This is a genomic window from Pseudomonas lundensis (assembly GCF_015377145.2).
In the GTDB taxonomy this organism is placed as follows: Bacteria; Pseudomonadota; Gammaproteobacteria; order Pseudomonadales; family Pseudomonadaceae; genus Aquipseudomonas; species Aquipseudomonas lundensis.
This window is the reverse complement of sequence record NZ_CP062158.2, coordinates 4,152,590-4,173,231: the sequence shown is the minus strand read 5'-3', so window position 1 is coordinate 4,173,231 and position 20,642 is coordinate 4,152,590. Positions and strand designations below refer to the sequence as shown.

Here is a 20,642-nt window from a genome sequence, read left to right as displayed (position 1 = left end):
GCTTTTCTTTTTTCTGTCAGTTCTTGAAGCCCGGTAGACTATTCGCACGGCAATAGTTGCCTACGGTGCGTGTTACACCTTCTGCTGAATCATCCTCGCCATCCTCTGGATAGTACAGTAGGTCGCTTCCTGCCGGATGGGGAACAATCTTGTTGAAGTGATCGACAAGCTCGCCCCTTTCGTCCTCGGTGGTTGCGTCTTCAATCGCCTGAATCAGCGACTTGAATTCCTGTTCGGTGTAGTCAGCCAGTTGGCTCTTCAATTCCATTACTCAACTCCCCTGTGAATGTCGATATGGCGTCTAGGGGTGACGACATTGATGTTGTCGGTATCGTATACCGCACCACCATCCTTGATTAGTTCGATGTGGTGCAGCTCGAATGCGATTCGTTTTCCTGCATGTCCAGCCCTCGGGCTGACAGGTGCCAGACCATTTAACATGCCTTTAAGGTTGCGTTCGTTGAATTGCTGACTTAGCTCTGGGTCTTTGGCTACAAGCTCCCAGAAGGTTTTTCGGAAAGTGTCGAAGTCCTTGAATTCCCGTCCCCGCAGTTGGTCTGCGATTTGTGAGGGAACCGGTACACCAAGTCCTACACCAGCACCTGCAAGCCATATTCCTACTACGTCCTGCCCTTGGCCTGTAACAATGCCAGGCTTTCGACGAACGTTCATCACGATGTAAAGCGGCTGCACTCCCGAGTCTGCCGGGAACACAAGGATGAAGTCTTTGTACTCGGGCGGGTAGATCGGGTTGACGATGATGCTATCCGCTTTCTCAGATGGCGGATAAATCCAGATTTGTGGGGCTTGAGGTGCGCCCTCTAACGCTGGAATACCTAAGGTGTTGGACGGGTCAGCGGCGGGTGTCCATATCAGGGTTACGCCATCGCCCAAGTCAGCCACTTGCCGGGAGCCTTGGGCAACGAACTGCACCACGGGAATCATTTCCCAGTCGCGCCGCTTCTGGGTGTTGTACCCGTACCCCTTCAAGGTGCCGTCGGCCTGCTGCTCAACGTGCAGGCGAACACGTATACGTCCCTCTTTAAGCGTCTGGAGCTGTTCTTCGGTATATAGGCTGCTGTCGCCCAAGCTGGATGGCCACAGCAATGCAACCACTCCCACCAAAAGACCCGCAGCAACACCCGTGGTGGGCCCGGACGCCACAGCACCAGCCGTACACAAACCACCACAAGACACACCGCCTGCGGTGGCAGTAGCAGCGCCGCCCAATAGAAGTGTTCCCAGTGACGAGGGTACGGAGCCGCTGATTTTCTTAAGGGGAATGTTTCCTTGTGCATCCGTTTCACGGCCGCCCAGCAAGGCAAACTCGCCATATTGGCTAACCGGATCGGTAGGGATGGCTCCGCCGGGACTGATGTAGTTGATGGTTCCGTATGGCAGCGTGCAACTCTTGGCAAAGACGCATCCGCGTGAGGCCACTTCATCCGGCGTCTTGATCGAACGCCTGCGTGCGTCAGCTTCCCGCTCGTTCCGTGCATTCGCCGCCAGTGTTCTGTCCCAAGCGGCCTGTGCTTGCTCTGTGGCCTCGGCATGTCGCCGGTTGCCATCGATCCCATTACATCCCAGGGTATTCGGGAAGATATGCTTAACCGCCATAACACCGCCTCTGCAATTTGACGATCCGTATTCACCGCCTAAGTGCAACAGGACGCTACTTCACAGATGTTTGGCTTGTCGGTAGGAAGATTCTCAAAAGTTATAAAAAGTCGTCACTGGATGCTTGAATGGGGAGGCACCCTTGAGTGGGGCGGAATGCACACGTCGGCGTATGACGAGTTACCTCCAAGTCTTGTTACAAGGCGTTGGAAATGGCTTGCTAACCCCCGTTAAATGCTCAATCGGCAAACTTCAACGCCCGCGTTTCCCCGAGCAGCAACGGCGCATTCAGCTCAGTCACCTCACGGATGTAATCCCACAGCAGGGTGATCCGCTTCAGCTTGCGCAGGTCCTCGCGGCAGTACATCCAGAACTGCCGCGTGAGATTGATCTCTTGCGGCAATACCGGCAGCAGGCGCGGGTCTTGAGCCGCCAAAAAGCACGGCAGAATCGCCATTGATCGACCTTGCTGCGCGGCGACGTATTGGGCGATCACGCTGGTGCTGCGCAGGGTGGCGCTGGCGCCCGGCAGGACGTTCGCCAGGTACAGCAGCTCGGAACTGAAGGCCAGGTCGTCGACATAACTGATAAACGGATGCTCTGCCAGATCTGACGGGCGACGAATCGGCGGGTGAGCGTCGAGGTAGTCCTGGGTCGCATAGAGTTGCAGCCGGTAGTCGCACAATTTGCAACACACATACGGCCCATGCTCGGGGCGCTCCAGCGCGATCACGATGTCAGCTTCGCGCTTGGACAGGCTGATGAAGTGCGGCAGCGGCAGGATGTCCACCGAAATGGCCGGGTAGGTGTCCACAAAATGGCTGAGCTGCGGGGTGATGAAAAAGCTGCCGAAGCCTTCTGTGCAGCCCATGCGCACATGCCCCGACAACGCCACGCCCGACCCCGACACTTGCTCGCAGGCCATGTGCAGCGTGCTTTCGATTGACTCCGCATAGCCCAGCAAACGCTGGCCTTCATTGGTCAGGGTGAAGCCATTGGTGCGCGACTTTTCAAACAGCAACGTGCCGAGTGCCGTCTCCAGCGAACTGATGCGTCGCGATACCGTGGTGTAGTCCACCGCCAGCCGTTTGGCCGCGCTGCTGGCTTTGCGGGTACGGGCCACCTCAAGAAAAAACTTCAGGTCGTCCCAGTTCAGTGCGCTCAACGAAGTGATGTTTTTTTGCATGTTAGACCGGCTTTTATGTGCGTTCTTATTAGAAGAACGCACACCTATACTCCAAAAACAGTCCCGCGACCAACCCGTCGCCCCTCCCATAAGAATAATTCCGGAGACTTCCATGACGGCTTCTACCCCGTATCAAAACGCCCGCTTGCTGATTGACGGTGAGTGGATCGAGTCGCAAACCACGCAGTGGCAAGACATCGTCAACCCGGCCACTCAGCAAGTGCTGGCCAAAGTCCCGTTCGCCACTGCAGCTGAAGTCAACGCGGCCATCGAGGCCGCTCAGCGTGCCTTCCAGACCTGGAAGCTGACGCCGATCGGTGCGCGCATGCGCATCATGCTCAAGCTGCAAGCACTGATCCGTGAACACTCCAAACGCATCGCCACCGTGCTCAGTGCCGAGCAGGGCAAAACCATTGCAGACGCCGAGGGCGATATTTTTCGTGGCCTGGAAGTGGTTGAGCACGCGTGCTCCATCGGCACGCTGCAAATGGGCGAATTCGCTGAAAACGTCGCGGGCGGGGTCGATACCTACACCCTGCGTCAACCCATTGGTGTGTGCGCAGGGATCACGCCTTTCAACTTCCCGGCAATGATTCCGCTGTGGATGTTCCCCATGGCCATCGCCTGCGGTAACACATTCGTTCTCAAGCCTTCGGAGCAAGACCCGTTGTCGACCCTGATGCTGGTCGAGCTGGCGCTTGAAGCCGGTGTGCCGCCGGGTGTGCTCAACGTGGTCCACGGTGGCAAGGAAGTGGTGGATGCGCTGTGTACCCACGCCGATATCAAAGCTGTTTCGTTTGTCGGCTCAACCGCGGTCGGCACTCATGTCTATGACCTGGCCGGCCGCCATGGCAAGCGCGTGCAATCGATGATGGGCGCCAAGAACCACGCCGTGGTGCTACCGGACGCCAACCGTCAACAGACTCTGAATGCGCTGGTCGGTGCCAGTTTCGGCGCGGCGGGTCAGCGCTGCATGGCCACCTCCGTGGTGGTGCTGGTGGGCGCGGCCAAACAGTGGCTGCCAGACCTCAAGGCGCTGGCGCAACAACTCAAAGTGAACGCAGGCAGTGAGCCGGGCACTGACGTCGGCCCGGTGATTTCCAAGCGGGCGAAAGAGCGGGTGCTCAGCTTGATTGAAAGCGGGATCAAGGAAGGGGCGAAGCTGGAACTCGATGGTCGCACGGTGAGCGTGCCGGGTTTCGAGCAGGGCAACTTTGTCGGGCCGACCCTGTTTTCGGGCGTGACCACCGACATGCAGATCTATACCCAGGAAATCTTTGGCCCTGTGTTGGTGGTACTGGAGGTCGATACGCTGGACCAGGCCATCGCGCTGGTCAACGCCAACCCCTTCGGCAACGGCACCGGTCTGTTTACCCAAAGTGGCGCGGCCGCCCGCAAGTTCCAGAGTGAAATCGACGTCGGTCAGGTGGGCATCAACATTCCGATCCCGGTCCCGGTCCCGTTCTTCAGCTTCACCGGCTCGCGGGGTTCCAAACTGGGTGATCTGGGCCCGTACGGCAAACAGGTCGTGCAGTTTTATACCCAGACCAAGACCGTCACCAGTCGTTGGTTCGACGATGACAGCGTGAATGATGGCGTCAACACCACCATCAATCTTCGTTGAGGACAGCGTCATGAACATCGCATTTATCGGATTGGGCAACATGGGCGCGCCAATGGCGCGCAACCTGATCAAGGCCGGGCACTCGCTGAACCTGTTCGACCTGAACCAAGACATTCTCTCGGAACTCGCCGCCCAGGGCGGGCACATCAGCGCGTCGCCCAAGGAGGCCGCGCAGGGGGCGCAGCTGGTGATAACCATGCTGCCCGCTGCCGCTCACGTGCGCAGCGTGTGGTTGGGTGAAGAGGGGGTGTTGGCGGGGATTGGCGAAGGCATTCCGGCCGTGGATTGCAGCACCATCGACCCGCAAACGGCCCGTGACGTGGCGGCTGCGGCGGCCAAACAGGGCGTGCAGATGGCCGATGCGCCCGTGTCCGGCGGCACGGGTGGCGCGCAGGCCGGCACCCTGACCTTTATGGTCGGTGCGCAAAAAGCGCTGTTCGATACCTTGCACCCGGTACTCGCGCAGATGGGGCGCAACATCGTCCATTGCGGGGAGGTGGGCACCGGTCAAGTGGCTAAAATCTGCAACAACCTGCTGCTGGGGATTTCCATGGTCGGTGTCAGCGAAGCCATGGCGCTGGGCGCAGCATTGGGCATCGATACCGAAGTGCTGGCCGGTGTTATCAACAGCTCGACCGGGCGCTGCTGGAGTTCCGAAACCTACAATCCGTGGCCGGGCATCGTGGAAACGGCCCCGGCGTCACGGGGGTACACCGGCGGTTTTGGGGCCGAGCTGATGCTCAAGGACCTGGGTCTGGCCACCGAAGCCGCGCGTCAGGCGCATCAGCCGGTGGTACTGGGCGCCGTGGCTCAGCAGCTGTACCAGGCGATGAGTTTGCGCGGCGAGGGCGGCAAGGACTTTTCCGCCATCATCAACAGTTATCGCAAGCCCGAATAGGGTCTTTTCCGGGAGTCCGCGTCGGGCGGGCATCCCGGTTTTTTGCGGCCATTAAAAACCCCCGGTCCTCTGCGAGTGCCGGGGGTTTTCGTTGCAGCGGCGATGAAACGGGAACGGACCCTAGCGTTGCGTGGCCAACGGTTGGCCAGTGCGCAGGCGAATACGGTAGAAACCGTAGATGATCAGCAGCCACACGGGGATGGCATACACCGAGGCGCGCACGTCGGGAATCATCCAGATCACTGACACAATCATCACCATGAAGGCCAGGCACACGATGTTGCTCAACGGCGACCAGAACGCCTTGAACGAGGGCACCACCCCTTGGACCGCCATGGCCTTGCGGAACTTGAGGTGCGTGAGGCTGATCAGCGCCCAGTTGATCATCAGCGAGGCAACCACCAGCGCAAACAGCAGTTCCAGCGCCTTGTGCGGCGCCACGTAGTTCACCACCACGCACAGCATTGTCACCAGCGCCGACACACCCAGAGCCCGCAGCGGCACGCCGTTTTTGGTCAGTTTCATCAAGGCTTTGGGCGCGTCGCCCTGTTCGGCCAGGCCGAAGAGCATGCGGCTGTTGCAGTAAACGCCGCTGTTATAGACCGACAGCGCGGCCGTCAGCACCACGAAGTTAAGAATCTGCGCCGCTGTGTTGCTGCCGATCAGGGCGAAAATCTGCACAAACGGGCTGCCGCTGTAGGCATCGCCCGAAGCGCCCAGGGTGACCAGCAACTGATCCCACGGGTACAGCGCCAGCAACACGGTCAAGGCGCCGACGTAAAAAATCAGCACGCGATACACCACCTGGTTGATCGCCTTGGGGATGACTTTTTTCGGCTCGCTGGCTTCGGCAGCGGTAATGCCCACCAGCTCCAGCCCGCCGAACGAGAACATGATGAACGCCATTGCCATCAACAGCCCGGTGCCACCGTTGGGGAAGAACCCGCCGTGGCTCCACAGGTTACTGATCGACGCCTGCGGCCCGCCGGTGCCACTGATCAGCAGATAACAGCCGAGCGCGATCATGCCGATAATCGCCACCACTTTGATGATGGCAAACCAGAACTCCATCTCCCCGAACACTTTCACATTCAAGGTGTTGATCAGGTTGACCAGCACAAAGAACACCACGGCGCTGACCCACGTCGGCACCTCGGGCCACCAGAACTGTATGTATTTGCCGACCGCCGTCAGCTCGGCCATGCCCACCAGTACGTACAGCACCCAGTAGTTCCAGCCCGAGAGAAACCCCGCATAGCCGCCCCAGTACTTGTGAGCGAAGTGGCTAAACGACCCGGCCACTGGCTCTTCGACGATCATTTCGCCGAGCTGGCGCATGATCAGGAACGCGATAAAACCGGCAATGGCATAGCCCAGGATCATCGATGGCCCGGCGGACTTGAGGACGCCCGCCGAGCCGAGGAACAGCCCCGTCCCAATGGCGCCGCCCAGGGCAATCAGCTGGATGTGGCGGTTTTTCAGGCCGCGCTTGAGTGTGATGGGGGGAGCGTTATGGTCAGCCATCAGGTGCCCTGTTCGTTGTTGTTTTCAGTGTTGGAGTCCACGTCAGGCATGGCAGGTGCCAGCCCCTCGCGCAGTAAAGTCCGCGATAGTACTCCCGGTAAAAATTCCGGCATACAGTCATGCGTGCTTCTAGGCCAATTCCTACAAGGCTACGGTGCGCGCAACGCGTCCGCCAACGCCTGTGCGTACGCCGGAAGTTGCTCGAACGAACGCGCACATAACAGCAGCCTGCGATCTGCCCACGGCTCATTGAGCGTGACCACGCGGAAGGTGCGGGGGGCTTGCCATCGCTCAATGGTGGCGCGCGGCACAATCCCCAACCCGGCGCCACGGGCGACCATGCGCAACACACCGTCAAAGCCCTCTGCGCGCAATCGCGTGGTCAGGCGAAAGCCGCTGTGCAGCGCTTGTTCCTCCAGGTACACCGCCAGCGCGCTGTGGACGGAAAGGCCGACAAAATCATGGCGCAAAGCGTCGTTAAAACACGGGGCCGCGTGCTCAGCCAGCGGATGATCAAGCGGGATCACCAGCACCAGCGGGTCATTGCGAAAGGGGCGGGTCTGTAGGTCGTGTGTGTCTACGGCATCGGAAATGATCCCGATATCGGCCGCATCCTGACGCAGGGCGTGGGTAATGCGCAGGCTGGTCAGTTCTTGCTGATCGACGCTGATTGCGGGGTGTTGGCGCACAAAGTCTGACAGCAACTCCGGCAGGTATTCAGTGAGTGCGGAGGTGTTGCACAGCAGCCGCACACGGCCTTTGAAGCCTTGTGCGTACTCCGCCAGATCGTGCCGCATACGCTCGGCCTGTTGCAGCAGCACCCGGGCATGCTGGGCCAGCGCCTGACCTGCTGGCGTCGGGCTGATGCCGCGTCGGCTGCGCTGCAAACATTCGACCCCCAGCGAGGCTTCCATGGCCCTGATCCGGGCGCTGGCAGCGGGCAGCGACAAATGACTGAGGCGGGCCCCCGCCGTGATATTGCCTGCCTGCACGATGTTCAAATACAGGCGCAAATCGATCAGGTCGACAGGCATCGTGGGGTTTCCTTCTGTTGCACCCGCAGCGTCGGGCGGCGAGATTCGGACGGTATGAGGTGATACAGCCTCTTGTCAAACAATAGGCTGGCTCTGGCAATGGCGCATTTTCTGCCCGTCGGCCGTGCGCCAGCATACGCGCATGAAGACATTAATCGAGTTTTACCAAACCCTGGGTTGGGCATTGTCGCTGCTGGTCATGCTCACGTTTCTGATGGCAGGCACGGTCAAAGGGATGATCGGCCTGGGCTTGCCTACGGTGGCGATGGGCATGCTCGGGCTGGCTATTGCTCCGGCGCAGGCAGCCGCGTTGTTGATCATTCCGTCGATCGTCACCAATGCCTGGCAATTGGCAGTCGGTGGTCAATTGCGTGGATTAATCCGCCGTTTATGGCCCATGCAGTTGGGGATTGTTTGCGGCACGGGATTCGGCATGTTGTGGCTCGGCATCGACGGCGGCAGCGGGGTGGTGCGCGCCTTGGGGGCCGCGTTATTGCTCTACGCCTTGAGCGGACTGTGTTTGCCCACCTGGCGGGTGGCGCCGGCCCGTGAGCCTTGGCTCGGGCCGCTGTGTGGCGTGGTCACGGGTGTCATTACCTCAGCGACGGGCGTGTTTGTGATTCCTGCCGTGCCGTACCTGCAAGCCTTGGGGCTGGGCAAAAAATCAGTTGGTTCAAGCCTTGGGATTGTCCTTCAGTGTCTCCACCTTGGCTCTGGCTGCCGGGCTGTATGGCCGCGGCAGTTTGGGGGGCGGCGAATTGAACGCGTCCCTGCTGGCGCTGATGCCCGCCATGCTCGGCATGTGGATCGGGCAACTCCTGCGTCAACGCGTCAGTGCGACGTTGTTCAAACGCGTCTTTTTCGTCGGCATGGCCCTGCTGGGCGCGCACTTGTTAATCAGCGGCTAGCCGAAGACGGGCTGAGCATGTCGATCAGGCGCACGTCAAAGTCGCGTGCCAGATAGTCCATGCGGTTGTCGAAAAACTGCTTCATGTGCGGCAGGTTTTCATGCACGGCCAAGTGCTCGCGGGACTGCCAGATCTCATAAAAGATGAACAGGGTGGGGTCTTGCTGATCGCGCAGCATGTGGTACTCGATGCAGCCGGGTTCCAGACGGCTAGGCGCCACGTAGGAACGAAACAGCGCTTCAAAGGCGTCAGCTTTTTCGGGTTTGGTGTGGGCGTGCAGAATAAATCCGTGCAATGGGCGCATCTCGTCGGCTCCTCAGGTCAGTGGTTTCGAGAGGATAAGGCAACAATGGGATGGGTATTTGTGACTATTGAGCAAATGTTATTTGCCGCGGCACGGGTATTTCCTAAAGGAAGGAATCGTTACTGTGCCGGTCACTTTTAAACCTTTAACTCCAACGCCGCTCAACAGCGCAGAGGGTTTATTCACGAGGCTGATGATGAAAAAAATACTCTTGCTCAACGGTGCCAAAAAATTTGCGCACTCGGACGGTCGTTACAACCAGACCCTGCACGACACCGCACTGGCATTTTTCGACCGCAATGGCTTTGACGTCAAAGTCACCCACATCGACGAAGGCTACGACGTGGCCGAAGAGGTGCAAAAGTTTCTGTGGGCCGACGTCATCATTTATCAAATGCCCGGCTGGTGGATGGGCGCCCCGTGGATCGTTAAAAAATACGTCGACGAAGTGTTCACCGAAGGCCATGGCAGTTTGTACGCCAGTGATGGCCGCACGCGCTCCGATGCGTCCCAGCGCTATGGCAGTGGCGGTTTGATCCACGACAAAAAATACATGCTGTCCCTGACTTGGAATGCGCCGCAGCAAGCGTTTGACGATCCGGCCGATTTCTTTGAAGGCAAGGGCGTCGATGCGGTGTATTTTCCATTCCACAAAGCCAACCAGTTTTTGGGCATGAGTGGTTTGCCGACCTTCCTGTGCGTTGACGTGATGAAGCGCCCGCAGCCTGAAGTGGATGCTGCCCGCTACGAGCAACACCTCACCGACGTGTTTCTTCGGTAACGAGAGGCTCGCAGCCGCGCGCTGCCCGGCAGCGACTACCATGACTGGCTATTCAATGAGGGACGCGTGTGAAAGCCAGATCGGATGAGTTGCAAATCTTTGTGTCGGTGATCGAGTGCGGCTCAATCTCAGCCGCCGCCGAACATGCCGGGCAGACACCGTCTGCCGTCAGTCGCACGTTGTCGCGGCTTGAAGCCAAGCTCGAGACCACGCTGATCAACCGCACCACGCGGCGCATGGACCTGACCGAGGAGGGCAAGTTTTTCTTCGAGCGTGCCAAGCAGATCCTTGAGCAAATGGACGAACTCGAAGAGCGCCTGATCGCTCACCAGCGCACGCCGTCCGGGCGCCTGCGCATCAATGCCGCGTCCCCGTTCATGTTGCATGCCATCGTGCCGTACATCCCCGAGTTTCGTGAGCTGTACCCGGACATTCAGCTGGAGCTCAACAGCAACGACCTGATTATCGACTTGCTGGAGCAAAGCACCGACATTGCCATTCGCATCGGCACCCTGGCCGACTCCACGTTGCATGCCCGCTCGTTGGGGTGCAGTCCGCTGAATATCCTTGCCAGTCCGGCGTACATCGCCGCTCACGGCATGCCGAACTCGGTCGCAGAGCTGGCCAGTCACAGCCTGATCGGCTTCACCCAAAACGATGGCCTGAACCAATGGCCTCTGCGTTATGCACAGGGCGATCGCTGGCCGATCGAGCCGAACATCAGCGCGTCCAGTGGCGAGACGGTGCGGCATCTGGCGTTGCAGGGGCAGGGCATCGCGTGCCTGTCGCATTTCATGACCCATCAAGACATCGCCGCCGGCCGTTTACAGGTGGTGCTGGGTGAGTTCAACAGCGGCTATCGTCAGCCGATTCATGCCGTGTATTACCGCAACTCGCAATTGGCCCTGCGAATTCAGTGTTTTCTGGATTTTATCCAGACCAAACTCGCGAGCTACGCGGCCGCCAACTTCACGCATTAAGCCTCGGGCTTCTCTTTTGTTGTTTGAAAAGGTTTCTGAAATCAGACAAGGTTCAGCACCGTCATACAAAAATAAAAGGAAGTCCCCATGCGTGTTGTCTGGTTCACATCCCTCACCTTGGCGGCTGCGATTGCAGCCAGCTCGTCGGCGTTTGCCGTCACTCTGGAAGGCGGCGCCGTGGCCGCCCCGGATCAATATGGCGCTGAAGTGGCCGCGCAAATCCTCAAAAAAGGCGGCAACGCCGTCGATGCTGCCGTCGCCACGGCGTTTACCCTGGCCGTGACCTACCCTGAAGCCGGCAACATTGGCGGCGGCGGGTTCATGACGTTGTTCATCGATGGCAAGCCTTACTTTCTCGACTACCGCGAAACAGCACCCAAAGCCGCCAGCCGCGACATGTACCTGGACGACAAAGGCGAGATCATCGAAAACATGAGCCTGGTGGGCTCACGTGCTGCCGGTGTGCCGGGCACGGTGATGGGCTTGTGGGAAGCGCACCAGCGTTTCGGCAAATTGCCGTGGTCAGAGTTGCTGACCCCCGCCGTGGGGTACGCGAAAAATGGCTTCAAGGTTGCGGACAAGCAATACCAATACCGCGAGGATGCGTTGAAGCTGTTCAACGGCACCACCAACTTCGGGGATTATTTCGGCAGCATGAAGCCGGGTGAAACCTTCAAGCAGCCAGAACTGGCCACCACCCTGGAACGCATTGCCGATCAGGGCGCCCAGGAGTTTTACCGCGGCAAAACCGCCGACTTGCTGGTCGCTCAAATGCAGCAGGACAAGGGCCTGATCACCAAGGAAGACTTGAACGATTACAAGGTCAACTGGCGTGAACCGATGCGCGTCGATTTTCGCGGCAACACCCTGTACACCGCGCCACTGCCCAGCTCAGGCGGGATCGCGCTGGCGCAACTGATCGGCATCAAGGAAGCGCGGGCGGCGGACTTCAAAGGCGTCGAACTGAACTCTGCGCCGTATATCCACCTGCTGGCTGAAATTGAAAAACGCGTGTTCGCTGACCGCGCCGATTACTTGGGCGACCCGGATTTCGGCAAGATGCCTGTGGCCGAACTGACCGACCCGGCGTACATCGCCAAGCGTGCGAAAGAGGTCAACCCCACAGCCATTTCTGCGACAGACAAAGTCAAACCGGGCCTGGAACCGCATCAGACCACGCACTTTTCCATTGTCGATAAAGACGGCAACGCGGTTAGCAATACCTACACCTTGAACTGGGATTACGGCAGCGGTGTTGTGGTCAAAGGCGCGGGTTTCCTGCTCAACGACGAAATGGATGACTTCAGCTCGAAACCGGGCGTGGCCAACTCGTTCGGCGTGGTGGGCGGTAACGCCAACGCGATTGAGCCGGGCAAGCGCATGCTGTCGTCGATGAGCCCGACGCTGGTGACCCGTGATGGCGACGTCACCCTGGTGCTGGGTACGCCGGGCGGATCGCGGATCTTTACCTCGATTTTTCAGGTGCTGAACAACCTGTATGACTACAACCTGCCGCTGGAGCAAGCCGTCAGCGCCCAGCGCGTGCATCACCAGTTGCTGCCCAAAGACACGATCTACTTCGATGCCTACGCGCCGATCACCGGGCAGGTGGCTGACCAACTCAAAGCCATGGGCTACACCCTGGAAGATCAGGGCTGGAACATGGGCGACATTCAGGCCATCCGCGTCAACGGCACCCAACTTGAAACAGCCTCCGACCCGCGCGGCCGTGGCGTGGGCAAAGTGGTGAAGTAACCTTCTTGCAGTCGCTGTCGGGGCAGGAGCGGCGAAGGCGTGCAAAGCGCTTTCGCCTGCTGAGCGCAGCCGCGCTCACCCCGTCAGCGGCTCCAGTTATCTGAGTGCTACGCAGTTTGTTACTATCTGTTTCTGAAACACCCTTCTGATCGTCCCGCTTTTAGGTACTCCATGAAATTCTCTCGTCTGCGTGCCGATGTTCTGGCCGGACTCACGACGTCCTTTGCCTTGCTGCCCGAGTGCATCGCTTTTGCGCTGGTGGCTCACCTCAACCCGTTAATGGGCCTGTATGGCGCCTTCATCATTTGCACCCTCACCGCGTTGTTCGGCGGCCGTCCCGGCATGGTGTCCGGCGCGGCCGGGTCGATGGCGGTGGTGATTATCGCGCTGGTGGTGCAACACGGCGTGCAGTACTTCCTCGCCACGGTGCTGCTGGGCGGCCTGATCATGATGGCGTTCGGGCTGCTCCGGCTCGGCAAATTGGTGCGCATGGTCCCGCACCCGGTGATGCTGGGGTTCGTCAACGGGCTGGCGATCATCATTGCCATGGCCCAGCTGGAGCATTTCAAGCAGGACGGGCAGTGGCTCACGGGCACGCCGTTGTATGTGATGGCCGGGCTGGTGGCGCTGACGATGCTGGTGGTCTACGGCCTGCCGCGCCTGACCAAAGTGGCGCCGCCCGCGCTGGTGGCGATTTTGGGGGTGGGGCTGGCGGTGTACCTGTTGGGCCTGCCGACCCGCACGCTGGGCGACATGGCCCACATCGCAGGCGGCTTGCCGAGCTTCAGCCTGCCGCAGATCCCGTGGACCTTCGACACCCTGCGCATCATCGCGCCCTATGCGTTTTTGATGGCCATGGTCGGACTGCTGGAAACGTTGCTCACCCTTAACCTGACGGACGAAATCACCGAAAGCCGTGGTTACCCGGACCGCGAATGCGTGGCGCTGGGCGCTGCGAACATGGTGTCCGGTGCGTTCGGCGGCATGGGCGGGTGCGCGATGATCGGCCAGACTGTGGTCAACCTCAGCTCCGGCGGTCGCGGGCGACTGTCAGGCGTGGTCGCGGGGGTGATGATTGTGTTGTTCGTGCTATTTCTGTCGCCGTTGATCGAGCGTATTCCCCTGGCGGCGCTGGTGGGGGTGATGTTTGTGGTCGCGCAGCAAACCTTCGCCTGGGCCTCGTTGCGGGTGCTGAACAAAGTGCCGCTCAACGACGTACTGGTGATCGTTGCCGTGACGGTGATTACGGTGTTCACCGACCTGGCCTTTGCGGTGCTGTGCGGCATCATCATCGCCGCGCTGAACTTTGCCTGGCAGCAAGCGCGTCAGTTGTACGCCGACAGCTCGCTGGAGCGTGATGGCAGCAAGCTGTACCGCGTGCATGGGACGCTGTTTTTTGCGTCGACGACCACGTTTTTAAATCAGTTCGACCCGGCCAACGACCCGGCCCAGGTGACGCTCGATTGTCGTCACCTGAGCTTTGTCGATTATTCGGCCATTGCCGCACTGATGACATTGCGCGAGCGCTATGCCAAGGCGGGCAAACACCTGCGGGTGCTGAACGTGTCCGAGCGCTGCAAAAAGCTGCTTAAACGGGCACGCGTGCAGGCGGTGTAATCAGTCGTCGTGAACCACGCGGCGAATGGTGCCCCCGCAGTTTTGGTAGCAGGCGTTGTAGTCTTCGCCGCAGGTGTCGCCAAAGCCGCCGTAGTGGTAACTCGCGGTGGGATAGCTGCACAATTTGCGCTGTTTTTTATCGCCGTTCTGACGGCAATAGTTGTACGCCGTCAACTGCGCATCGTAGAGCGCTCGCTGGGTTTGCGACTGCATCTGGGCCATCGTTTTGCACTGGCTTTTTTGACTGGAGCAGGCGTTGATGCAGTATTTGCCGGCCACGTCCGGTGGCGGCGAATACACATAAGAGACATTCGGGCCGCAGCCCTGCAAGGTCAGCAATACACACCACGCACCGATCCAGCCACACACTTTTAAACGCATTCTCGACCTACTCAAGCCTGAGCGCGCTGAAGCAGCGTCGATTCAGGGAAATAAACGGGTCAAGACTGTATCGATTCAGCGGCCGTGGCTGCCTTCACTCACGGCCGCTTTTTTTTAGATTTCTCGCCGCGCTGGCATTCAGTTGATCCGTTAATCCATGACCCCCGCGACGCGGCTGGCAATGAAGCGGGAACAGACCCTAGGGTTGGCAATCCGCAGTCAGGACCTGAGCCTGGGTCAAACCCTCGACCGAACGCCAGGGGGCGAGGTGCCATTGCGCGGCGCTGCGGTACCTGGAGGCCTGGCACTGGAGCTGTTCTGCTATCGAATGACCTGGCGCCAAGGCGTTGAACTCGGCATCCGCGCCGTGCAGCGCCATCAACTCTTTGCTCGCGGCCTGGCTGTTAAACAGCGCAACCGCTTGACTGCATGCGCTGGGTGTTACCACCAACCACCATTTGCCCTCTTTCAACACCCAGCGCGACGAATCGAAGTAGGTGGGGCATACCCGTTGATCGGCTTGATTGAACGTGAAGACCGCGTGCTCTTTCATGGTGGCCGGGTAGGTGATTTTGATAATGGGGGTGTAGGCGCGCTTGTTCTCGACGACCCAATCCAGTTGATCCTGTTGAGCGGCCGCCAGCCCGCTGCCCAGATACGGATCGTCTACGTAAAAGAACGCCATGATCGGCAGCGAATCCGGGTTTTCTGCCCAGGTCGATAAGCGCAGTTTGTTGGGTGTTTCAAAGGTGTCGTATTCAAGTTGGTCTGAGTTTTTAAGCAGCAGTGATCGGGCCTTCAGGCTGGCATAAAAGTGTTGCGCCCCCTTTTCTTCAAAGCGACCGCTGACCTCCCGGAAGCCGCATTGCTTTCTGAGGTTGCCATCGGTTTTCAAATGGTCGTCGACCCAGTCTTCAGCCGTATGAATGTTCAGTGCTTCACAAGACGTTTCGACGGCCGACGTATCGAATTGATCCCCGCACCCTTTATCGTCCCGTTTGTGCGTCCACGTCGTGAGAGGGAACGCGCACAGCACCTGGGGTGCTTTTTTTATGGGCGGGTGGGCATGGCCATAGGGGTAAAACACAAAGCCATTGAGCGTATTGGCGTCGGGGTTATTGAACCGGGTGTCGGCGCGCAAGTAGATGAAAGAGGTGCCCCCGCTTGAGACCGCAGCGCGCCCCGGATTCCAGGCGTAATGCCCCGGGCGGGCGCGTGTGTTTTTTATCATCAGGCCCGAACAGTAATAGGCCGGACGTTGCCCATCAGCACAAGATTCAACAGTGGACAGGTAGTACCGGGTCATCTCGGCGGCAATGTCATCACCCGGTTCAGCCAGAGCGTTAAACGTCAGGCCGGCCAGGGCCGTTAAATAAATCAGGCGGGAGAATGTCCGAGGGGCCCTTTTTGTTTTAATTGGCCGTGTTATCGGGGAGCGGCCGTCCGAGATGATCATTGTCGTCATGCAATGCTCTAACGGTTGAGTGGGGTGCTCCTTTATTAAGTGATTTCACGCGGTTTTTATACTGTCATAAATGACAGGTAGCCCCAGCCCCACGGGCAGCTGCGGGCCTGACGCGGGAGTGAGCCTCAGCCAGTCTGAAAACAAAAAGCCCTTCATTGAGAAGGGCTTGAGATCAACGTCGTGGCGGCTGCATCAGATTCTGAAGTGGCTCACCATCATTTGCAGCTGATTGCCCAGGCGCGCCAATTCGATGCTGGACTTGGCCGTTTCATCGCTCGCGGCGGCGGTTTGTTCCGACACGTCACGCACGTTGATGATACTGCGGCTGATTTCTTCTGCCACGGCGCTCTGTTGTTCCGCCGCTGCCGCGATTTGCTGGTTCATCGACTGGATGTTGGACACGGTCCGCGTGATGCCTTGCAGCGAAGTCCCCGCCTGACGCGTCAGGGTCACGCTGCTGTCGGTCAGGCTGCGGCTGCTGTTCATCACGCTGGCCACGTGTTGGGTGCCACTTTGCAGGGCCGCGACCAACGTCTGGATTTCTTCGGTGGACTTTTGCGTACGCTGGGCCAGCCCACGCACTTCATCCGCGACGACGGCAAACCCGCGACCGGCTTCACCGGCACGTGCGGCTTCAATGGCGGCGTTGAGGGCCAGCAGGTTGGTTTGCTCGGCCACCGCTTTAATCACGTCCATCACGCTGCCGATCTTGTCGCTTTCCTGTTGCAGCACGGCCATGGCTTCGGTCGAACGACCCACTTCCACCGCCAGACGCTCGATCTGGTCGATGGCCTGATTAACCACCTGGTCGCCTTCGCGGGCTTCAGCGTCGGCTGCCGCGGCGGCTTGCGAGGCGTCTTCAGCATTGCGTGCAACTTCCTGCACGGTGGCGGTCATTTCATGCATGGCGGTGGCCACTTGATCGGTCTCGATCTTTTGGCTGTTGACCCCGGCGCTGGTCTGCTCGGTCACGGCCGACAACTCTTCGGCGGCGCTGGCAATTTGCGTCACGCCATCGCGGATACCGCCAATCAGCTCGCGCAGGGTGGTGCCCATGCGCGCAATCCCTTGTTGCAATACGCCCAAGTCATCGCGGCGGGTGACGCGCAGGTTATGGCTCAGATCGCCCCCGGCAATACGCTCCACGACTTCCAGGGTTTCACGCAGCGGGCGGGTGATCTGGCGGGTGATGATGACGGCGGCCAGTATCCCGAACAGCAGCACCAGCAGCGTGCTGACCAATTGAATGGTATTGGCGCTGGCGCTTTCGTTGTCGCGGCGCTCCAGCTGGATGGTGTACAACGCATCGCTGCGGTTGAGGATGCCCGACCCGTAGTCGGTCATTTCCTTGCGCATGTCAGTGATGGTTTTGTCGGTGTCGGCGTAGACCTGCAAGGCGTGCTGATAGTGCGCCAACGCGTCATCCAGGGTGCGAAGGGTCTCAGGAGCGCTGGCGACGAAATAGGTGTTGAGCGCGGTCAGGCTGGCAATCGCCTCGTTGAGTTGCTGGCGTGCGGCCTGCTCGTTAGCGGTGGTCTGGGCGGCGATGTAGGCGCGGACTTGGTAGCGGGCGACGAGGAATTTTTCGCGAACGGTGGTCAGCGTTTCCAATTGCTCAAAACGGTCCTGTTCACTGGCACTGCTCTGCATGACGCGGCTTTTCAACAGGTCCATCGCGTCGCGCGCGACTTTCGAGTACTGGTCCATTTCATCGCGAGACACCGCCGATTCCACATACGCTTTGCGCATGGTGACCAGGGCCGATTGGTACTGTTTGATGATCTCGTGCTGTTCGTTAAGCAGCTTGAGGTTTTCCGGGCTCTTGAACGATGCAATCAGCTGTTTTTGCTGCACCACAAAGGCGTCCAGATTGGTCTGTACGTTTTGCGCCGCGGTTTCGTCGCCATCGGTGAGCATGTACTGCAAGCGCGCCACGCGCAGGTTGGTCAATGAACTGTTGAGGCGGGTGATGTCGCTCATCCAGTTACTGCGGTCGATCAGCTTGTCCAGGCTGAGCCAGTCGCTGATGGCCATTAATAACGTAAGGGTCAACACCAGGCCAAAGCCCAGTGCGAGTTTCATGTTGACGCTGATATTGCTCAGCCAGCTGTTCATGCGTTCCTCCAGGAACCGTTCGCTTCTTGATCGAGATTTCGCTGGAGAGTCTTTTTGTTCTGGCCCAGCAGAAGGTGTATTGGGCTGTATCGGCGGCAGGGCGCAGAGCTGAAACGCTTTTTTAAACGCCTCGATAAACGGTCAGAAGCCCTTTAAACAGTGGGGGAAAGGCTGCGCGCTCACGTTTTTTTTCACATCGGTTTCACCGATCCCCGACGTGCCTGTTCTTAGACTTCTGTTCAGTCGGCTGATGGCCTGTGCGTGCAAGGATCTGCCTTGTATCGAGGGCTTATCGGCCTGTTTCAGTTAATGAGTCCCACAGGGGTAGTGCTATTTTGACGCCAAGTCTTGGCCTTACCGACGTTAAAGGTTTCCCGCTGCGCCGTGTGTTCGCCCGTTACCGTAATGCCTGGGTGGTGCTGGCCGCCAGCGTGCTGACCATCGTGCTCACGGTGCAGTTGCTGGCGCCAGCGTCGGCGCCCAATCTGGCCCAGACGCGGCACCTTGACCGCGTGCAGGCGCTGACCCGGAGCTGGGCCCAGGGCGACGTGATTGCGCTGGTGCGTCATGTTGAGCGCTGCGACCGGTCCATTGCGCCGTGCCTGGGACCTGTCGATGGGGTGACCGTGCGCGCCACCGACACCGCCCGCCAACTGGGTGCCGACTTTCAGAAAATGGGTCTGCAAAACGTGGACATCTACAGCAGCCCGCTGACCCGAACCCGGCAGACGGCCGGTTTTATGTTCGAGCGGCCGGTGCAGGCTCAGGATTGGTTGTTCAACTGCCGTAGCACCTTGTTGAGTGATGCCCTTAAGCACAAGGTGGCGGGGCGCAATCTTGTGCTGGTCACCCACAGCGAATGCATGGACCAATTGGAGCAGTCGCTGCACGTGGCCACTGACACCACCTTTGGTTACGGCGCATCGCTGTTTATTGAGGTTGGCGCTGCAAACGCGCCGCCCAAGATGCTGGGCTACATCGAAACCGGCGACTGGGAGCGCATCCTGCCGAGGGTCGTGGCCGGGCTGCACCGCAGCCTTGAAACCTCCAGTTTCTAAGCGCTTCACGGCTCGCTCAATACACCCGGCGACCGGGGCGCACCGGACGAAACCCCTGGCGAGTCGTTACGCACCGGGCTGATGAGTTGGGTGTATTCCTCAATCATGCGGTGAATCGACTCGGGAGGATCGCACGCGCGAAATTCCATGCTGATGTGCATCTCATCGGTTTTGCGGGGGTGATGGTCGTTTTTGTCACCGCCAAAGGTGACGAAAAACTGCGCACAGTCCAGCTCACCGTTCTCCAGTGCGTGGCTGGCCTTTTGCTGCTCGGTGGCGTGCATGCGCACCGACAGATCCACCTTCATCGCTTCCAGCGCCAAACCGCGCGGTGCCACGAGCGTCACCAGCGGTACGCGCAGGGTGTGCTGTTCATCCAGCGCTACGTCGACCATTTTGGCTTTCATCGGGGTTCCCAGGTCGTCAATGTCGTAGTCGAAAAACTGGTCGAACAGTTTGATGTATTGCTGCGCCACCAGGTGTTGGGTGGCCGCAGCGGCTTGCTGCAAACCCCGGGTAATGCTGCTCAGGTCGCAGGCGGCCATGGGTTGCTTGCGTGGGTCGGGCAACGCCAGCGGCTCTTTGTGGCGATTGAAAAGCGCCATGTTTCACACTCCTTGGTGTGGGGGTAAGCGACCCCGTCGCCAGGGACGGGGCCACGTCCATAGGGTTATGCCTGGGTGTGTGCAGCCGGTGCGCCCGGCGCGGGCAAGACCCCGGCGGTCGGCAGGGCATCCAGATGCTGCGCGGTCGCGTTTGGCATCACGATGGGCTTGGTGGCGGCCTCGGTGAGGAAGTCGATCACCCGCATCAGCGCTTCGGGCGGGCCCTGACGCACCACCCGGGTGCTGATGGCATACCGCGCACGGGTATCGGTCTTGCGGGTTTGCGACGACGTGTGACTGGCCGACCCCTTGATCGACACATTGAACGGCCCCCAGCCCATCGACGCGGCAAAGCTGCCTTCGCCGCTGGTTTGCTGGGTGCTTTCGGCTTGCTGACTGATGGTCAGCTCGAAATCGATGTTGCCTTCTTCAATGGTGATGTTCGGGTGACTGATCGCCGCCAGCAGCGGGATGCGCATGTGCTTGGTGACGGTTCCCTTGTAGACGCCCTGGTCGTCCACCAGCGTTTCGTCGTAGTCAAACTGCACCGAAACCGCTTTGCCTTCCTGAATGCACACGCCCATGAGGAAGTCGGCGTACGACTTGCTGGCCTGCACCTGCGCCTGAATCATGGCCTGCAACGGGCCCGCAATCATGCGGTCCAGCGGCAGTGCGTTAATCACTGAGCCAATCAGGCCTGAATCGATGTGTGACATGGTCAATCTCCGTATTGAGGTGCGCGAGGGTGCGCAATGTCACTGTAGGGGCTCGCCCAGGAGCCGTTCAGCGG

General features: G+C 59.5%; 18 protein-coding genes and 2 pseudogenes. 8 read left to right on the top strand and 12 right to left on the bottom strand.

Features of this window, described 5'->3' with window-relative positions; translation table 11 throughout:
* Nucleotides 1-16: 16 nt before the first annotated feature.
* The 3 genes from IF654_RS19670 to IF654_RS19660 form a co-directional block, all read right to left on the bottom strand.
* The gene (locus IF654_RS19670) at nucleotides 17-268 is read right to left on the bottom strand and encodes a bacteriocin immunity protein (protein WP_047278554.1); all 252 of its coding nucleotides are present in this window, start codon (nucleotides 266-268) and stop codon (nucleotides 17-19) included.
* Complete coding sequence (locus IF654_RS19665) at nucleotides 268-1,617, bottom strand: S-type pyocin domain-containing protein (RefSeq protein WP_194862134.1); 1,350 nt, start codon at nucleotides 1,615-1,617, stop codon at nucleotides 268-270. Before IF654_RS19665 ends, IF654_RS19670 begins: the two co-directional genes overlap by 1 nt.
* 238 nt (nucleotides 1,618-1,855) lie before the next feature.
* Nucleotides 1,856-2,803, bottom strand: a complete 948-nt coding sequence (locus tag IF654_RS19660; RefSeq protein ID WP_047277656.1) for a LysR family transcriptional regulator — start codon at nucleotides 2,801-2,803, stop codon at nucleotides 1,856-1,858.
* Nucleotides 2,804-2,915: 112 nt separating this feature from the next.
* Here IF654_RS19660 and IF654_RS19655 point away from each other — a divergent pair, with 112 nt between their 5' ends.
* Entirely contained in the window at nucleotides 2,916-4,427 is a 1,512-nt protein-coding gene (locus IF654_RS19655; RefSeq protein ID WP_047277653.1) for a CoA-acylating methylmalonate-semialdehyde dehydrogenase, read from the top strand.
* Between the two features lie 10 nt (nucleotides 4,428-4,437).
* Complete coding sequence (mmsB, locus tag IF654_RS19650) at nucleotides 4,438-5,325, top strand: 3-hydroxyisobutyrate dehydrogenase (RefSeq protein WP_194862135.1); 888 nt, start codon at nucleotides 4,438-4,440, stop codon at nucleotides 5,323-5,325.
* A 120-nt stretch (nucleotides 5,326-5,445) separates the two neighbouring features.
* On the opposite strand, the gene IF654_RS19645 is transcribed toward mmsB, so the two are convergent.
* Together IF654_RS19645 and IF654_RS19640 are read right to left on the bottom strand one after the other, a co-directional pair.
* Nucleotides 5,446-6,849 (bottom strand): amino acid permease, encoded by a 1,404-nt coding sequence (locus IF654_RS19645; protein WP_047277649.1) that lies wholly within the window; start codon nucleotides 6,847-6,849, stop codon nucleotides 5,446-5,448.
* A gap of 149 nt (nucleotides 6,850-6,998) precedes the next feature.
* A complete protein-coding gene (locus tag IF654_RS19640; protein ID WP_194862136.1) occupies nucleotides 6,999-7,883 on the bottom strand; it encodes a LysR substrate-binding domain-containing protein in 885 nt (294 codons plus the stop codon).
* A gap of 142 nt (nucleotides 7,884-8,025) precedes the next feature.
* On the opposite strand from IF654_RS19640, the pseudogene IF654_RS19635 reads away from it, so the two are divergent.
* Nucleotides 8,026-8,791: pseudogene (locus tag IF654_RS19635) on the top strand (sulfite exporter TauE/SafE family protein).
* On the opposite strand, the gene IF654_RS19630 reads toward IF654_RS19635, so the two are convergent.
* A complete protein-coding gene (locus tag IF654_RS19630) occupies nucleotides 8,781-9,095 on the bottom strand; it encodes a putative quinol monooxygenase (RefSeq protein ID WP_047277644.1) in 315 nt (104 codons plus the stop codon). The pseudogene IF654_RS19635 and the gene IF654_RS19630 sit on opposite strands and share 11 nt — an antisense overlap.
* 196 nt (nucleotides 9,096-9,291) lie before the next feature.
* Between IF654_RS19630 and mdaB the strand changes: the two genes are divergently transcribed.
* The 4 genes from mdaB to IF654_RS19610 all read left to right on the top strand — a co-directional run bounded on the left by mdaB (nucleotide 9,292) and on the right by IF654_RS19610 (nucleotide 14,228).
* Nucleotides 9,292-9,876 carry an NADPH:quinone oxidoreductase MdaB gene (gene mdaB / locus IF654_RS19625; RefSeq protein ID WP_047278542.1) on the top strand — a complete coding sequence of 195 codons (585 nt, stop codon included), beginning with the start codon at nucleotides 9,292-9,294 and terminating at the stop codon, nucleotides 9,874-9,876.
* A 68-nt stretch (nucleotides 9,877-9,944) separates the two neighbouring features.
* Complete coding sequence (locus tag IF654_RS19620) at nucleotides 9,945-10,856, top strand: LysR family transcriptional regulator (RefSeq protein ID WP_047277640.1); 912 nt, start codon at nucleotides 9,945-9,947, stop codon at nucleotides 10,854-10,856.
* 87 nt (nucleotides 10,857-10,943) lie between these two features.
* Nucleotides 10,944-12,611: a gamma-glutamyltransferase gene (gene ggt / locus IF654_RS19615; RefSeq protein WP_047277638.1), complete on the top strand. Its 1,668-nt coding sequence runs from the start codon at nucleotides 10,944-10,946 to the stop codon at nucleotides 12,609-12,611.
* A 171-nt stretch (nucleotides 12,612-12,782) separates the two neighbouring features.
* The gene (locus IF654_RS19610; protein WP_047281270.1) at nucleotides 12,783-14,228 is read left to right on the top strand and encodes a SulP family inorganic anion transporter; all 1,446 of its coding nucleotides are present in this window, start codon (nucleotides 12,783-12,785) and stop codon (nucleotides 14,226-14,228) included.
* Here IF654_RS19610 and IF654_RS19605 read toward each other — a convergent pair whose 3' ends face one another.
* The 4 genes and pseudogenes from IF654_RS19605 to IF654_RS23350 all read right to left on the bottom strand — a co-directional run.
* Nucleotides 14,229-14,609, bottom strand: a complete 381-nt coding sequence (locus tag IF654_RS19605) for a hypothetical protein (protein WP_047277634.1) — start codon at nucleotides 14,607-14,609, stop codon at nucleotides 14,229-14,231. It abuts the gene before it with no gap.
* Nucleotides 14,610-14,808: 199 nt separating this feature from the next.
* Nucleotides 14,809-15,840, bottom strand: coding sequence for a DUF2599 domain-containing protein (locus IF654_RS19600; protein WP_194862137.1), 1,032 nt, complete (start codon nucleotides 15,838-15,840; stop codon nucleotides 14,809-14,811).
* A gap of 426 nt (nucleotides 15,841-16,266) precedes the next feature.
* A complete protein-coding gene (locus IF654_RS23355; RefSeq protein WP_371058662.1) occupies nucleotides 16,267-16,980 on the bottom strand; it encodes a methyl-accepting chemotaxis protein in 714 nt (237 codons plus the stop codon).
* 141 nt (nucleotides 16,981-17,121) lie between these two features.
* Nucleotides 17,122-18,054 (bottom strand): annotated as a pseudogene (locus IF654_RS23350) (methyl-accepting chemotaxis protein); the annotation flags it as partial.
* Nucleotides 18,055-18,524: 470 nt separating this feature from the next.
* On the opposite strand from IF654_RS23350, the gene pmrG reads away from it, so the two are divergent.
* Nucleotides 18,525-19,247, top strand: a complete 723-nt coding sequence (gene pmrG / locus IF654_RS19590; RefSeq protein ID WP_048377403.1) for a lipopolysaccharide core heptose(II)-phosphate phosphatase PmrG — start codon at nucleotides 18,525-18,527, stop codon at nucleotides 19,245-19,247.
* A gap of 5 nt (nucleotides 19,248-19,252) precedes the next feature.
* On the opposite strand, the gene IF654_RS19585 is transcribed toward pmrG, so the two are convergent.
* Both IF654_RS19585 and IF654_RS19580 read right to left on the bottom strand, forming a co-directional pair.
* Nucleotides 19,253-19,852, bottom strand: a complete 600-nt coding sequence (locus IF654_RS19585; protein ID WP_048377402.1) for a DUF2589 domain-containing protein — start codon at nucleotides 19,850-19,852, stop codon at nucleotides 19,253-19,255.
* A gap of 65 nt (nucleotides 19,853-19,917) precedes the next feature.
* Nucleotides 19,918-20,568, bottom strand: coding sequence for a DUF2589 domain-containing protein (locus IF654_RS19580; RefSeq protein ID WP_047277624.1), 651 nt, complete (start codon nucleotides 20,566-20,568; stop codon nucleotides 19,918-19,920).
* Nucleotides 20,569-20,642 lie beyond the last annotated feature (74 nt).

Coding starts and splice junctions, on each gene's coding strand:
- IF654_RS19600 (WP_194862137.1), bottom strand. CDS start 15,840: ATGATAAAAAACACACGCGCCCGCCCGGGGCATTACGCCTGGAATCCG.
- mmsB (WP_194862135.1), top strand. CDS start 4,438: ATGAACATCGCATTTATCGGATTGGGCAACATGGGCGCGCCAATGGCG.
- IF654_RS19640 (WP_194862136.1), bottom strand. CDS start 7,883: ATGCCTGTCGACCTGATCGATTTGCGCCTGTATTTGAACATCGTGCAG.
- IF654_RS23355 (WP_371058662.1), bottom strand. CDS start 16,980: ATGCATGAAATGACCGCCACCGTGCAGGAAGTTGCACGCAATGCTGAA.
- IF654_RS19630 (WP_047277644.1), bottom strand. CDS start 9,095: ATGCGCCCATTGCACGGATTTATTCTGCACGCCCACACCAAACCCGAA.
- IF654_RS19665 (WP_194862134.1), bottom strand. CDS start 1,617: ATGGCGGTTAAGCATATCTTCCCGAATACCCTGGGATGTAATGGGATC.
- IF654_RS19580 (WP_047277624.1), bottom strand. CDS start 20,568: ATGTCACACATCGATTCAGGCCTGATTGGCTCAGTGATTAACGCACTG.
- IF654_RS19670 (WP_047278554.1), bottom strand. CDS start 268: ATGGAATTGAAGAGCCAACTGGCTGACTACACCGAACAGGAATTCAAG.
- ggt (WP_047277638.1), top strand. CDS start 10,944: ATGCGTGTTGTCTGGTTCACATCCCTCACCTTGGCGGCTGCGATTGCA.
- IF654_RS19645 (WP_047277649.1), bottom strand. CDS start 6,849: ATGGCTGACCATAACGCTCCCCCCATCACACTCAAGCGCGGCCTGAAA.
- IF654_RS19610 (WP_047281270.1), top strand. CDS start 12,783: ATGAAATTCTCTCGTCTGCGTGCCGATGTTCTGGCCGGACTCACGACG.
- IF654_RS19655 (WP_047277653.1), top strand. CDS start 2,916: ATGACGGCTTCTACCCCGTATCAAAACGCCCGCTTGCTGATTGACGGT.
- IF654_RS19660 (WP_047277656.1), bottom strand. CDS start 2,803: ATGCAAAAAAACATCACTTCGTTGAGCGCACTGAACTGGGACGACCTG.
- mdaB (WP_047278542.1), top strand. CDS start 9,292: ATGAAAAAAATACTCTTGCTCAACGGTGCCAAAAAATTTGCGCACTCG.
- IF654_RS19585 (WP_048377402.1), bottom strand. CDS start 19,852: ATGGCGCTTTTCAATCGCCACAAAGAGCCGCTGGCGTTGCCCGACCCA.
- IF654_RS19605 (WP_047277634.1), bottom strand. CDS start 14,609: ATGCGTTTAAAAGTGTGTGGCTGGATCGGTGCGTGGTGTGTATTGCTG.